We start from the raw sequence: 13,862 nt of genomic DNA on the forward strand, positions 1-13,862 counted from the left end.
TGCTGCGCTGGCTGGCGGCGAAGTTCGACGACGCGAAGGTGTCCCGGGCCGCCGACGTCGTCGAGGCGGCCGTCGACCTCGTCGTCTCCGAGGGCACCACCACCCCCGACATGGGCGGCACGGCCTCGTGCAGCGGGTTCGCCGACGCCGTCGTGGCGGCGACCGCGCGCGCCTAGGGACGAGGCACCCCCACCGCCCGGCCCCGGCACCAGGAGGAGACACCGTGACCCCCCAGGAGCGACCGACCGCGGACCCGGGGCCGGCGTGATCCTGCTCCTGCACACCGTCCTGGTCCAGGTCGTCACCTTCGTCCAGCGCCCGGCGTCGACCTACCGGGCGCTGGAGCTCGACGTCACCTCGCAGTGGCTCGGCGCGCTGTCCGCCTGCTTCGCCGTCGCGCCCCTGTTCCTGGCCCTGCCCTCCGGCGCTCTCGTCGACCGCTGGGGTGAGCGGCGGACGGCCCTCGCCGGCGGCCTCCTCCTGCTGGGCAGCAGTTCGTCCTTCCTCCTGGCCGGGAACTCGGTGCCAGGGCTCGTGGTCGGCAACGTGCTGCTGGGGACCGGGCACCTGCTGTCGGTCCTGGCGCAACAGGCGCTGGTGGCGAACTCCACCGGACGGTCGGGGTACGACAGGTCCTTCGGCCGCTACACGTTCGCGGCGTCCCTGGGCCAGGCCCTCGGGCCGGCGGTCATCGTGGTCCTCGGCGGCCGGGCCGCCATCCCCGACACGACGGCCGTCTTCACCTCCACGACGGCCCTGTGCCTGGTGGCGCTGGTCGTGAGCACGTTCCTGCGCCCCACCCGGACGTCGTCCGCGGCGCGGGGGGCGACGGCCCCCGGGGGGACGCTGGCCCTGCTGCGACGGCCGGGGATGGCCCGCGCGCTCGCCACCAGCTGCGTGGTCCTGGCCGCGGTCGACGTCACGCTGGCCTACCTGCCGGCCCTCGGCGCCGAGCGCGGGCTGCCCAGCGCCCTCGTCGGCACGCTGCTGACGTTGCGGGCGCTCTCCTCGATGCTGACCCGCCTGTGGCTGGGCCGGTTGACCGCGGTGCTCGGCCGGAAGCGGACGCTCGTCTCGTTCACCGCCCTGGCGACCGCGGGGATCGCCGCCCTGGCCCTGCCCCTGCCGACGTGGCTGCTCGTCGTCGTGGTGATCGCCAGCGGTCTCGGGCTGGGTGTCGGTCAGCCGATCACCATGTCCTGGCTCGCGGAGACCGCGCCCCCCGGTGCGCGAGGCCGGGCGATGTCGTTGCGCCTGACCGGGAACCGCCTGGGTCAGGTGACGCTGCCCGCCGCGGCGGGCACCCTGGCGGGGGCGGCGGGGGCGTCCGGGGTGCTGCTGTTCACCGGTGCCGCCCTCGCCTGGGTCACGTGGTTGTCCCGGAAGTCGAGGCTGGACCGACCCGGCGACGCGTGAGCCCGGGCGGCGAGGAGCCGCCGGCCCCCACCGCGGGCCGGGTGCGTGGCGGAGGCGGATGGGAATCGAACCCACCTGACCGAGGTGCTCGGTCACGTCGGTGTTGAAGACCGCGGGGGCCACCAGGCACCCGTACGCCTCCCCGGCAGCACGCGGGGCCAGCGTGCCACACCGCCGCGGCGCCCAGTACGTTCCCCCGCGGACCACCGACGAGAGGACGACGCCGATGGGCGAGGACAGCGCCACCCCCGCACGGACCCGGACCAGGACCGTGGCCGTGCTCGGCAGCAGCGGGGGCAACCTGCGCAGCCACGGCGGCGACGACCCCGCCGCCCTCCTCGCCGAGGTGCGCCGGCAGCTGCGCGCGGCCGGGATCGAGGTGGCCGCGGTGCAGTTCGTCAGCGCGCGGGCCTCCATGGACGGCGTCTCCCCCGACACCCCCGCCCAGCTGTGGGCGCTGGTGGACGGCGAGCCGTCCGTCACCGCCGCCGGCCCGCTGCGGGAGGTGAACGAGGTCGCCGCGCGGGCCGACGCCGCGCTCGCCGAGCGGGTGGCCGCCGGTGAGGTCGACGGGCTGGTCCTGGTCAGCGCCGACCCGCGCGGCACCAACTCCGCCACCGTCGCCGCGGCCGCCGCGCGCGGCCTGCCCGCCGCGGGCACCGGCGGCACGTCCATCGCGCAGGCCCAGCAGCTCGGGCTGCACCTCGTCGCCGCCTCCGGCACGACGGGCACGACGTCGCGGACGCGGGCGATCGCCTGCGCCGCGGGCCTGAGCCGGCACTGGGGGCTGGCCTACCGGCCCGCCCTGGGCGGCGGGTCTGACGGTGGCTCGGACGGTGGGGCGGACGACGGGGGCGGTCCCGGCGGACCGGCGTGGAAGCGCATCAGCATCCGCGGGATCATGGTCGGCTCGCTGCCGGCCTTCGTGGGCCTGGCCGTCGTGCTGGCCCTCGGCAAGGTCCCCGGGCTCGGTGCCCTCACGGAGGTCTTCGACCTGCTGCTGGCCGGCCTGCCGATCGTCGTGGCCGCCGTCGCCGCGCGGAAGGTGTCGGGCCTGGGCGACGTGGGGCTCGTCGCGGGCGCCGTCGCGGGGATCCTGTCCGCCGACGGCGGGATCCTCGGCGGTCTGGTCGGCGGGGTCCTCGCCGGGCTGGTCGCGGCCCCGCTCGTGGGCTGGACGCTGCGGCACCGCTTCCCGGCCACGACCGCGAACATCGTCACCGGGGCCGTGGCGGGGCTGCTGCCGGGGCTGCTGGTGCACTTCGTCCTGGCCCCGGTGACGTCGGCGGCCGGGGACGGCGTGAAGAGCGGGATCGAGGCGGCGCTGGAGTTCTCCCCCGTGCTCGCCGGGGCGCTGGCCGGGGCGGCGATCTGGTTCGCCATCATCGGCGGCGTCTACCACACGGTGATCCTCCCGCTGGTGCTGCTGGAGATGGGGCAGAAGGGCCACAGCTTCTTCGGGGCCATCGACATGGTGGGCCTGGTGGTGGTGAGCCTGGGCATCACCCTGGCCAACGTCGTGAAGCCGCGCACCAGCGGCGAGCGGGCGCTCGCCGGGTCCGGGGCCGCGGTGAACTTCACCTTCGGCACCTTCGTCGAGGCGTCCTACCCGTTCATGTTCGGGGACAAGCGGGTGTTCGCGGCGGCCGTCGGCGCGGCCACCGCGGGCGGCGCCGTCGTCGGCGCGTTCGGCGTCGAGGCGTCGGCCTACCTGCCGGTGTTCACCGCCCCGTTCATCGCCACCGACGCCCTCGGCATGGTCGTCGCGATGCTCGTCTCCGGCGGGCTGGCGTTCACCGCCACGCTGCTGGTGAACCTGCACCACCGCCGTTCCGCGGCGGCACCGGACCCGGCCCCGGCGGGCGCTGCCGTACGGTGACGACCGTGACGGCGACGACGCAGCGACTGACGCAGTACGCCCACGGCGGCGGCTGCGCCTGCAAGATCCCCCCGGGCGAGCTGGAGGAGATGGTCGCCGGCCTCGCCCCGCCCACCGGGGACGACCTGCTGGTCGGGGTCGGCGACGACGCGGCCGTGGTGCGCCTGGCCGGCGGGCAGGCCGTCATCGCGACCGCCGACTTCTTCACCCCCGTCTCCGACGACGCCTACACCTTCGGCCGGATCGCGGCGACGAACGCGCTGTCGGACGTGTACGCGATGGGCGGGACGCCGCTGGTCGCGGTGAACCTGCTGGGCTGGCCCCGCGACGTCCTGCCCGCCGAGCTGGCGCGGGAGGTCCTGCGCGGGGGCGCCGACGCGGCCGCGGCGGCCGGGTGCCACCTCGGCGGCGGGCACAGCATCGACGACCCCGAACCGAAGTACGGCATGGCCGTGACGGGCATCGGCGACCCCGACCGGTTGCTGCGCAACGACGCCGCCGTCGCCGGGCTGCCGCTGACCCTCACCAAACCCCTCGGCCTGGGGGTCCTCAACAACCGGCACAAGGCCACCGGTGAGGTGTTCGCCGAGGCCGTCGCCGTCATGACGACCCTGAACCGGGACGCCTCGGCCGCGGCGCTGGCCGCCGGTGCCCGCTGCGCCACGGACGTCACCGGGTTCGGGCTGCTGGGCCACCTGCACGAGATCGCCCGCGCCAGCGGCGTCACCGCAGTCGTCGACGCCGCGGCCGTGCCCTACGTCGAGGGGGCGCGGCGCTCGCTGGCCGACGGGTTCGTCCCCGGCGGTTCGCGCCGCAACCTGGACTGGGTGCGCCCGTCCCTGGACGCCGGGTCGGCGGACGAGGACGAACTGGTCCTGCTGGCCGACGCGCAGACCTCCGGCGGGCTGCTGGTCGTCGGGGAGGTCCCCGGGTACCCGGTCGTCGGGGAGGTCGTGCCCGCCCGCGAGGGCGTCACGCTCGTCGTGCGCTGACCGCGCACCCCGCAGCGGTCGAGGACAGCCGCCGGGCGTGTTCACCGGCTCCCCGGGCGCCGTTCACCGCGGCGCCCCCCGCTCCTCGGCCGGGGGCGGTCGGATGCCCGGGTGCCTCTCGAGCCCACCCCGTCCCCGTCCGCCTCCCCGGCGACGTCCGCGCTGTCGCGCCGGTCGCTGCTGGCCACCGGCCTGACCGTCCCCGCCGCGGTGACCGCGTTCGCCGGCCCCGCGGCCGCCGCCCCGGCGGCCGGAGCCGCCCACCAGCACCGTCCCGCCCCCTCCGGCGGTGTCGACCCCGAATCCCCCCGCTTCACCCTCGCCGTCCTGCCCGACACCCAGTACCTGTTCGACGCCGACAGCGCCGAACCGACCCCGGTGCGCGCCACGCTGCGCTGGCTGCGGGAGAACCGCACCGCGCACAACATCGTGTTCCTCGCCCAGCTCGGTGACGTCACCGAGCACGGCAGCGACGACGAGATCGACCTGGCCGCGCAGGTCTGGGACGAGGAGATGCCGGCCGGTGGCCGCGAGGACCTGCCGTACTCGGTCCTGGCCGGCAACCACGACGTCTCCGGCGACGACCAGCGCGGCCCCACGCCCTACCGGGAACGCTTCGGGCCCGACCGGTTCCGCGCGATGCCCACCTTCGGCGGCGCCTCCCCCGACGGGTACCACACGTTCCACGTCTTCCGCGCGGGCGGGCGGGAGTGGCTGCTGCTGGCCCTGGACTGGCGCGCGTCGGCCGCCGGCACCGCCTGGGCCGCGGGCGTGCTGGACGCCCACCCCACGCTGCCGGTGATCCTCACCACCCACGAGTTCGTCGCCGCCGACGAGGCGGGGGTCGCGTCCCTGTCGGAGTACGGGAGCACGCTGTGGCAGGACCTCGTCCGCGGGCGCGACCAGGTGTTCCTCACCCTCAACGGCCACTTCTGGCCGGTGGGGCGCACCGTCCTGGTCAACGACGCCGGCCACGAGGTCCACGCCCACCTCACCAACTACCAGGACCAGTACTACGGCGGGGCGGGGACGGTCCGCCTCTACCGCTTCGACCTGGCCCGCGGCGTCGTCGACGTGGAGACGATCTCCCCGTGGCTGCTGTCCCTGCCCGAGGAGGAGCGGTCCCCGCTGCAGCAGCGGACCCTGGAGCGCACCACCGACCTCGACCGCTTCAGCTTCGGCCTCGTCCCCGCCGAGCGGTTCGCCGGTTTCGCCCCGCCCGTGCTGCCGCCGCCGCGACCGGCCGACGCCGTCGTCACCGCCGACACCGCCGCCTACTGGCGCTTCGACGAGATCGGCGGCGTCGAGGGGGCGGTCGTCGGGGCGGGCACCGTGGTGCGCGACCGGACCGGCAACGGCAACGACGTCACCGCCCGCCTCGTCGGCACCGCCGGCGCCGGCGCCCTGACCTGGTCCGGCGACCACCACGACGGCGCTCCCGCGCACGCCAGCCTCCGCTTCGACGGGCACAAGGACCCCGACGGCGGCGCGGTCCTGGAGACCGGCCCGGACGCACCGGTGAACTCCGAGCAGTTCCTCGACGGGTTCACGATCGAGGTGTTCCTCAAGCTGCCCGACCCGTTCGTCGGCGACCACGCGTGGATGGGGGTGCTCAGCTGGGAGGGCAACAACGGCGACGCGGGCAAGACCAGCGGCTACACCACCGAGGAACCCAGCTGCAGCCTCAACGTCACCTCGGAGTGGTTCCTGCAGTTCGTGCTGTACCCCTCCGCCGACGACGTGAACCCGACGTCGTGGTCGCACGCGCTGACGCCGGGCCGGTGGACGCACGTGGCGGTCGTCAACGACGGTGAGCACACCGTGGTCTTCGTCGACGGGTCGCGGATCGCGCGCAACCCGACCCAGCGGGCCCGGGGCATCGCCACCCTGGGCAAGCCGTTCGCGATCGGCGCGACCCAGTCGAACGAGCGGTTCGGGCAGGGGTTCTACGGCTGGATCGGCGACGTGCGGATCTCCTCGCGCGCCCTCGACGTCACCGCCTTCCTCACCGCCCCCGGGACCGGCCCCGGCCACGCCTGACCCGGCGCCGACCCGGGCGGTCGCGGTGGAGGTGGTCGGAGCCCCGACCACCTCCACCGCCACCGGGGGGCAGGATGACCCCGTGCCCGCACCCCACCACGACACCGCTCCCCACCGCCCGGCCCCGCCCCACCACCGGTGAGCGCCGCCCTGGGCCCGGCCGCGGGGCTCCTGCCCCCGGACCTGACCGTCGCCACCCTCCTGCTGCTGCTGCTCGCGGCCTTCGCCGCCGGCTGGGTCGACGCCGTGGTCGGCGGCGGCGGCCTCCTGCAACTGCCCGCCCTCCTCCTCGTCCCCGGCCTCAGCCCCGTCCAGGCCCTGGCCACCAACAAGCTGGGCTCGATCTTCGGCACCACCACCAGCGCCCTCACCTACTACCGCCGGGCCCGCCCGGACCTGCGCACGGCCCTGCCGATGGCCGCCGTGGCCCTGGTGGGCAGCTTCGGCGGGGCCTCCCTGGCCGCGGCGCTGCCGGTCGCGGTGTTCAAACCGGTCATCGTCGTCGCCCTGGTCACCGTCGCGACGATCACCGTGCTGCGCCCCGCCCTGGGAGCCAGCACCGCGCTGCGCTTCTCCGGGCACGCCCACTACCGCGCCGCGGTCGCGGTGGGCCTGGCCATCGGCGTCTACGACGGGGTCCTGGGGCCGGGCACCGGCACGTTCCTGGTCATCGCGATGGTCAGCCTGCTCGGCTACGACTTCCTCCAGGCCAGCGCCAAGGCCAAGATCGTCAACTTCGCCACCAACCTCGGCGCCCTGCTGTTCTTCGCGCCCCACGGCGCGGTGGTGTGGGGGCTGGGGGTGCTCCTGGGGGTGGCGAACACCACCGGCAGCTACCTGGGCTCGCGGATGGCCATCTCCAGCGGCACCCGGTTCATCCGCACCGTCTTCCTCCTCGTCGTCGCCGCGCTCGTCGTCGAGGTGGGGCACGACGTGTGGGTGGAGAACCTGCGCCCCCTGCTGTCCTGACGTGCCTCAGTCGGCGGGGCGGTCGCGCAGGTAGAGGAACCAGTACGCCAGGGCGACGAAGAGCCCGCCGCCCACGGCGTTGCCCAGGAAGGCGAACACCCAGTTCCCCACGATGTCGCCCCAGCCGATGCCCGGCACCCCGGCCCAGTGCGCGGCGGGCAGGAAGAACATGTTCGCCACGACGTGGTCGAAGCCGAGGGCGACGAAGGCGGTGATGGGGAAGAAGATCGCCAGGACCTTGCCGCCGACGTCCTCGGCGGCCAGCGCCATCCAGACGCCCAGGCACACCAGCCAGTTGCAGCCCACGGCCCGCAGGAAGATCGTCAGGTCGTCCTCGGTGACGGCCTTGGTGGTGGCGATCGCCCCGAGCCGGGTGAACGACGCCGAGCCCTCCGGCCCGATGACCCCGGTCTGGACGGCGAGGACGTAGGCCACGAACAACGCCCCGAGCAGGTTCCCGACCAGGACGACCGCCCAGTTGCGCAGCAGCAGGGCGGCACCCACCTCCCGGCTGAGCAGCGCGATCGGCACCAGGGCCATGTTGCCGGTCAGCAGCTCGGACCCGGCGACGATGACGAGCACCAGGCCCATGCTGAACACCGCCCCGGTCAGCAGGGTCGTGACCCCGCCCCAGATCGCGGGGTCCAGGCCCGCGGTCACGTCGACGGCGAGCAGACCGGCGAAGGCGATGTAGGCACCGGCGAGGAAACCCCCGACCAGCATCTTGGCGATCGGCAGGTTCGCCTTCTTCGTGCCGCTGGCGACCGCCGCGGCGGCGATCTGGTCGGGCGTCTTGTACGCCATGCGGGGCTCCTCGGGGGCTCCTCGGGGTCAGGAGGCGCGCTGGCGGGCCTCCCGCCGTTCCCGCTGGGGAACGACGACGTACTTGGGGTCCTTCGTCGAGGCGACACCCGCCTCGAACACGGCCATGCGGGTCAGGAAGGAACCGGCCAGCAGGCTCGCCCCCGCGACGGCGGAGGCGACCCGGGACCGGCGCCCGAGCACCGCGCCGACGGCTCCGGCGGCGGTGAGCGCGCGGGCGGCCTTGAGGAACGTCCCGGGCCGCCCGAGGTGGAAGGGCTCGCTGACGAGCCCGTGCGCGGTCTCCATCCGGTGCGCGGCAGCGAGTTCCACGGTGGCACCGATGGCGGCCAGGCGCGCGGCGGGCCCGGTCTGGGCCGTCGGGGCGAGCAGCAGCGCGGCCCCGGACCCGGCGGCCAGGGCGCTGCCGCCGAACACGAACGGCAGTTCCCGGAACGGCTCGTGCCAGCTCGGCACGGCGGTGTCGGCGAACAGGACGGCGGTGTACGTGGCCAGCAGCGGCCCGGTGAGCGCGGCGCCCACCCCGGCCGCCGAGCCGGCGGGCCGGGCCACCCGGCGCGCCAGCCCCCACACGCCCCGCCGGGGCAGCAGCGCGCCCAGCTCGGCGACGGCCGCCACCCCGGACAGCGGACCGAACACCGACAGGATGTACGTCCCCACCGACATGGGCGAGGTGACCTTCGCGACCCGCAGCATGTTGTAGAACCGCTCGGGCCGGCCCAGGTCGGCGATGAGGAAGTACGCGCTGGCCCCCACCGCGCCCAGCGACGTGACCCGCAACGCCCTGCGCGCCGTGGCGTCCCCGCGCACGTCGGCGACCGCGGCGAGCATCGAGCACCCGGCGGCCAGGCCCCCGGAGAACAGGTAGTAGGCGATCTCGTGCGTCCACACCGGCGGTTTGAGGACGGCGCGACCGTAGTAGGAGCGGAACTCCGCCTCGGGGACGACAGCGTTCACGTCGCCCCGGCGCTTCTTCCCGCCCCCCTTCCGCCGCCCCATCCCCGCGTCGAACATGCGGGCGGCCTGCCCGCCGATGGGGTCGGTGCCCGGGACGTGCCCGGACCCCGGCTGCCCGGGCTGGTGCGGGGTCTGCTGCGAGGGTTTCGGGTTCATCGCTTCCCCACCGCGGCGGCCACCACGCCCAGCACCATGAACCCGGCCGCGGCGACCATGTGCTTGTACATCGAGGGCAGGTCGCGGGTCGTGACGACCGGGTCCGGCGGCAGGCCGTACACCTCGGGCTCGTCGAGCAGCAGGAAGAACGCGCCGTCGCCGCCGACGCCGTCCTCGGGGTCCTCCCCGTACAGGCGGGCCTCGGTGACGCCGACGTCGTGCAGCTGCTGCCGGCGGCGCTCGGCGCGTTCGCGCAGCTCGTCGAGGTCGCCGAACTGGATGGACTCCGTCGGGCACGCCTTCGCGCACGCGGGCGTCTCGTCGTTGCCGAGCCGGTCGTAGCACAGGGTGCACTTCCAGGCCCGGCCGTCGCCCTCGCGCTTGTCGATGACCCCGTACGGGCAGGCCGAGACGCAGTAGCCGCAGCCGTTGCAGACGTCCTGCTGCACGACGACGGTGCCGAACTCGGTGCGGAACAGCGCACCCGTGGGGCACACGTCGAGGCAGGCCGCGTGCGTGCAGTGCTTGCAGACGTTGGACATCATCAGCCAGCGGACGTCGGAGCGGCCGTCGCGGTCGGGCACCGGGGCGGGGGCCAGCATCCCGGGCATCCCGAGGAACTGCCCCGTCGACGGCTCCACCGCCGCCGGCTGCTGGGCCGGGGCGGGCGCGCTGCCGCAGCCACCCCCGCACCCGCCGGCCGCGCGGTTCTCGTGCGCCCGCTCGGCCAGCGGGTGACCACCGGCGACGCCGGTGCCCAGGCGCTCGGCCTCGGCGAAGGCGTCGAACCCGGCCGCCACGGCCTCCTGCTGCAACTGCTCGGAGGAGGGCCCCGTCGCCGTGCCGGCGAAGGGCGGGGTCTGGTGGCCGACGGGGCGGGACTGCTCGACGAACGCCACGGCCCGCCAGGAGTCCGCGCCGAGCCCGCCGGTGTTGTCGTACGACATCCCGAGCAGGTCGATGCCGTCCTCGGGCACCGCGTTCCACTCCTTGCAGGCCACCTCGCAGGCCTTGCAGCCGATGCACACCGAGGTGTCGGTGAAGAACCCCTTGCGCGGCGGCGGGTCGGCGTACCCCGCGTCGCGCGCGGGGTCGTCGAGCCGGCCGTACAGGCTGCTCGACAGGTCGTCCAGCCGGGCCACTAGCGGTCCCCTCCCTCGTCCAGTCCCTCTGCGGGGTGCGCGTCGAGCACCGCCGGGTCGACGCCGTTCTGCTGCGGGTCTCCCGGGCGCGAGCGGGTGTCGTGGCGGACCCCGACGACCTTCTCGAGCAGGTCCGTGTCGTGCCCGGCACCCACCTCCGTCGCACCGCCCTCGGCGAGGTCGGCCAGCCCCCGGCCGCCGCGGGCGATGAGGTCGGCGGTGACGGCCACGGCCCCGGAGGTCATGGTGACCCCGCCCCGGACCCGGTACTCGTCGATCAGCTCCAGCACCGCCCCTCCTCTCGGTCGACGGCCCGGCAGCACGTCACACGTCCCGGCCTTGAACTCCTGGATGTGCACGTTCGGGTCCAGCGTGAGGTGCATGAGGTCGTTGACGACGTCCCCGGTGGTGAGACCGCCCTGCCCCCAGTGGTACGGCAGCCAGATCTGGTGGACCAGCTGGTCCTGGACCTTCAGCGGCGTGAGCCGGTCGGTGACCAGCACCCGCGCCTCCACCACGGCGCGGGCCGTCACCACGTGCGCCCAGCCCAGGTGCTCCAGGCCGCGCAGCCGCGCCAGCTCGGGCGACACCTCCATGAACAGCGCGGGCTGCAGCTCGGCCAGGTACGGCAGGAAGCGGCTCATGCCGCCGGCCGTGTGGTGCTCGGTGAGCCGGGAGGTGAGCCACACGAACGGGAACACCTGGCTGCCCAGTTCCGGCGGCGAGGGGTGCACCTCGTTGAGGTGGTTGGTGTAGATCTCCCGGGCCGGGTTGGCCTGCTGGGTGTAGACGGCGTTGCGGAAGGGCGACTCGGCCGGTTCGTAGTGCGCCGGCAGCGGCCCGTCGACGACGCCCTTGGGCGCGTACAGCCACCCCTTGCCGTCGCTCTGCATGATGAACGGGTCGTCCCCGGCGATGGCCTCGACCCCCGTCGCGCCCTCGGGCGGGCGGTACGACGGCGGTTTGGTGGCCTCGAAGTCGGCGATGTCGTCACCGACCCAGCGCTGGGCGTCCTCGTCCCACCACACCAGCGCCTTGCGCTCGCTCCACGGCTTGCCGTCGGGGTCGGCCGAGGCGCGGTTGTAGAGCATCCGGCGGTTCATCGGCCACGCCCAGCCCCACTCGGGGGCGTGCAGGGACTGCTCGCGGCCGGGTTTGCGCCGCGCGGCCTGGTTGACGCCGTCGGCGTAGACGCCGGAGTAGATCCAGCACCCGCTGGAGGTGGACCCGTCGGCCTTCAGCGCCGTGTACCCGGGCAGCAGTTCCCCGGTGCTCCGGTCGTAGCCGTTGATCTCCTTCAGGACGTCCTCGGAGGAGGGCTCCTGCTCCGGCCCGTGCAGCGGGTAGTCCCAGGCCAGCTTGAGCAGCAGCTGGTCGCGCGGGTCGGTGGAACCCGCGAGCTTCTCCCGCATCCGGCGGCCCAGGTGGTAGAAGAACCACAGCTCGCTGGTCGCGTCCCCCGGCGGGTTCACCGCCTTCTCCCGCCACTGCAGCAGGCGCTGGGTCTGGGTGAAGGTGCCCTCCTTCTCCACGTGCGAGGCGGCAGGCAGGAAGAACACCTCGGTGCGGCACTGCTCGGGGACGATCTCGCCGGTCTCGACCTCGGGCGCGTCCTTCCAGAACGTCGCGCTCTCGATCATCACCAGGTCGCGCACGACGAGCCAGTCGAGGTTGGCCATGCCCAGCCGCTGCGCGCGGCCGTTGGCCGACCCGACGGCGGGGTTCTGCCCCAGCAAGAAGTACCCGAAAATCTTCCCGCCCTCGATCATGTCCATGACCTGGCTGTAGGTGCCGTGGTCCCCGCTGATCTTGGGCAGCTCGTCGAACAGGTAGTCGTTCTCCGCCGTGGCGTTCTCGCCGAAGTACGCCTTGAGCAGGCTCACCGTGTACGCGTCGGCGTTGGCCCAGAAACCCTTCTGGTTCGCGCCCTTGATGGAGTCGACGTACCCGGCCAGGTCCGGGTGCCGCTCGGCGTGCGGCATCTGCAGGTACCCCGGCAGCAGGTTGTACAGCGTCGGGATGTCGGTGGACCCCTGGATGGAGGCGTGCCCGCGCAGGGCCATGACCCCACCGCCGGGCCGGCCCATGTTCCCCAGCAGCAGCTGCAGGATCGCGCCGGCCCGGATGTACTGCACGCCCGTGCCGCGCTGGGTCCAGCCCACGCTGTAGACCAGCGCGCCGGTCTTCTCCCGGCCCGAGTTCGAGATCCACGCCTCGGCCAGCTCGTCGAACACGTCGACCGGGATGCCGCACACGTCGGCGACCATCTCGGGGGTGTAGCGGGCGAAGTGCCGCTTCAGCACCTGGTACACGCAACGGGGGTCCTGCAGCGTCTCGTCGCGCTGGATCCGCTCGTGGTCCACGGCCGCGCCGCCGGCCCCCAGGGAGTGCCCGGACTCGCTGTCAGTGGACTCGGCGGTCTCCTCCTCCTCGTCGCCCTGGTGCTCGCTGCCCGCGTACTGCCAGGAGGCGGTGTCGTAGGAGCGGGTCTCGTGGTCGAACCCGGAGAACAGGCCGTCGAGCTCCTCGGTGCCCTGGAAGTCCTCGCTGACCAGGTGCGAGGCGTTCGTGTACGCCACCACGTACTCGCGGAAGTCCCGTTCCTGGGTCAGGACGCGGTTGATGATCGCCCCGAGCAGGACGATGTCCGTCCCGGTGCGGATCGGGACGTAGGTGTCCGCGAGCGCGCTGGTGCGGGTGAAGCGGGGGTCGACGTGGAAGACCTTCGCGCCGCGCGCCTTGGCCTCCATCACCCACTGGAACCCGACCGGGTGGCACTCGGCCATGTTCGAGCCCTGGATGACGATGACGTCGGCGTTGCTCAGGTCCTGCAGGTCACCGGTGGCTCCACCGCGACCGAACGAGGCACCCAGACCGGGCACCGTGGCGGAGTGTCATATGCGGGCCTGGTTCTCGACCTGGATCGCGCCCATGGCCGTGAACAGCTTCTTGATGAGGTAGTTCTCCTCGTTGTCCAGCGTGGCGCCGCCGAGGCTGGCGATCCCCATCGTCCGGTTGAGGCGGCGGCCCTGGTCGTCGCGGTCCTGCCAGCCGCGGCGGCGGGCCTCGATCACCCGGTCGGTGATCATGTCCATGGCGGTGTCGAGGTCCAGGTCGGACCACTCGGTCGCGTAGGGCGCGCGGTAGCGGACCCGGGTGGCGCGCGAGTCGCCGTTGACGAGCTGTTCGCTGGCCGAACCCTTGGGGCACAGCCGGCCCCGGGAGTGCGGGCTGTCGGGGTCGCCCTCGATCTGCACGACCTTCTCGTCCTTGACGTACACGCGCTGGCCGCAGCCGACGGCGCAGTACGGGCAGACCGACTTCGCCACGCGGTCGGCGGTGGCGGTCCGGGGCGTCAGGGACTTCGACCGCGCCGACTGGGTCGCGGCACCGCGCCCCAGCGGGTCGTCGCCCGTCAGCTGCCGGTAGACCGGCCAGCCCAGGAGGAACGTCTTCAGGCCCACGAGCGTCAACCTACCCCTGCCCGTA

Annotated in this window: 8 protein-coding genes, 1 tRNA gene and 1 pseudogene; 5 read left to right on the forward strand and 5 right to left on the reverse strand. The window is 74.1% G+C overall.

Annotated features, from left to right (window positions below):
* Positions 1-264 precede the first annotated feature (264 nt).
* Positions 265-1,416, forward strand: a complete 1,152-nt coding sequence (locus ACRYRX_RS20490; protein ID WP_432514953.1) for an MFS transporter — start codon at positions 265-267, stop codon at positions 1,414-1,416.
* 46 nt (positions 1,417-1,462) lie between these two features.
* Here the strand turns inward: ACRYRX_RS20490 and ACRYRX_RS20495 are convergent.
* A tRNA-Sec gene (locus tag ACRYRX_RS20495) sits at positions 1,463-1,558 on the reverse strand.
* An 84-nt stretch (positions 1,559-1,642) separates the two neighbouring features.
* Between ACRYRX_RS20495 and ACRYRX_RS20500 the strand changes: the two genes are divergently transcribed.
* From ACRYRX_RS20500 to ACRYRX_RS20515, 4 genes are all read left to right on the forward strand, one after another.
* Positions 1,643-3,295, forward strand: coding sequence for a PTS sugar transporter (locus tag ACRYRX_RS20500; RefSeq protein ID WP_432514954.1), 1,653 nt, complete (start codon positions 1,643-1,645; stop codon positions 3,293-3,295).
* Positions 3,296-3,300: 5 nt separating this feature from the next.
* The gene (selD, locus tag ACRYRX_RS20505) at positions 3,301-4,287 is read left to right on the forward strand and encodes a selenide, water dikinase SelD (RefSeq protein ID WP_432514955.1); all 987 of its coding nucleotides are present in this window, start codon (positions 3,301-3,303) and stop codon (positions 4,285-4,287) included.
* Between the two features lie 111 nt (positions 4,288-4,398).
* Positions 4,399-6,327: a LamG-like jellyroll fold domain-containing protein gene (locus ACRYRX_RS20510; protein WP_432514956.1), complete on the forward strand. Its 1,929-nt coding sequence runs from the start codon at positions 4,399-4,401 to the stop codon at positions 6,325-6,327.
* A 138-nt stretch (positions 6,328-6,465) separates the two neighbouring features.
* Positions 6,466-7,296: a sulfite exporter TauE/SafE family protein gene (locus ACRYRX_RS20515; RefSeq protein WP_432514957.1), complete on the forward strand. Its 831-nt coding sequence runs from the start codon at positions 6,466-6,468 to the stop codon at positions 7,294-7,296.
* A gap of 6 nt (positions 7,297-7,302) precedes the next feature.
* Here ACRYRX_RS20515 and ACRYRX_RS20520 read toward each other — a convergent pair whose 3' ends face one another.
* From ACRYRX_RS20520 to fdh, 4 genes and pseudogenes are all read right to left on the reverse strand, one after another.
* Positions 7,303-8,100 (reverse strand): formate/nitrite transporter family protein, encoded by a 798-nt coding sequence (locus ACRYRX_RS20520; protein WP_432514958.1) that lies wholly within the window; start codon positions 8,098-8,100, stop codon positions 7,303-7,305.
* Between the two features lie 27 nt (positions 8,101-8,127).
* Entirely contained in the window at positions 8,128-9,231 is a 1,104-nt protein-coding gene (gene nrfD, locus ACRYRX_RS20525; RefSeq protein ID WP_432514959.1) for an NrfD/PsrC family molybdoenzyme membrane anchor subunit, read from the reverse strand.
* Complete coding sequence (locus ACRYRX_RS20530) at positions 9,228-10,373, reverse strand: 4Fe-4S dicluster domain-containing protein (protein WP_432514961.1); 1,146 nt, start codon at positions 10,371-10,373, stop codon at positions 9,228-9,230. Before ACRYRX_RS20530 ends, nrfD begins: the two co-directional genes overlap by 4 nt.
* Positions 10,374-10,597: 224 nt before the next feature.
* Positions 10,598-13,837: pseudogene (gene fdh, locus ACRYRX_RS20535) on the reverse strand (formate dehydrogenase); the annotation flags it as partial.
* Positions 13,838-13,862: the final 25 nt, after the last annotated feature.

The organism is Kineococcus lubricus (assembly GCF_050871965.1).
Taxonomy (GTDB): Bacteria; Actinomycetota; Actinomycetes; order Actinomycetales; family Kineococcaceae; genus Kineococcus.

Excerpts from the sequence above, each read along its gene's own strand:
- ACRYRX_RS20500 (WP_432514954.1), top strand. The coding sequence starts at position 1,643 with ATGGGCGAGGACAGCGCCACCCCCGCACGGACCCGGACCAGGACCGTG.
- ACRYRX_RS20520 (WP_432514958.1), bottom strand. The coding sequence starts at position 8,100 with ATGGCGTACAAGACGCCCGACCAGATCGCCGCCGCGGCGGTCGCCAGC.
- nrfD (WP_432514959.1), bottom strand. The coding sequence starts at position 9,231 with ATGAACCCGAAACCCTCGCAGCAGACCCCGCACCAGCCCGGGCAGCCG.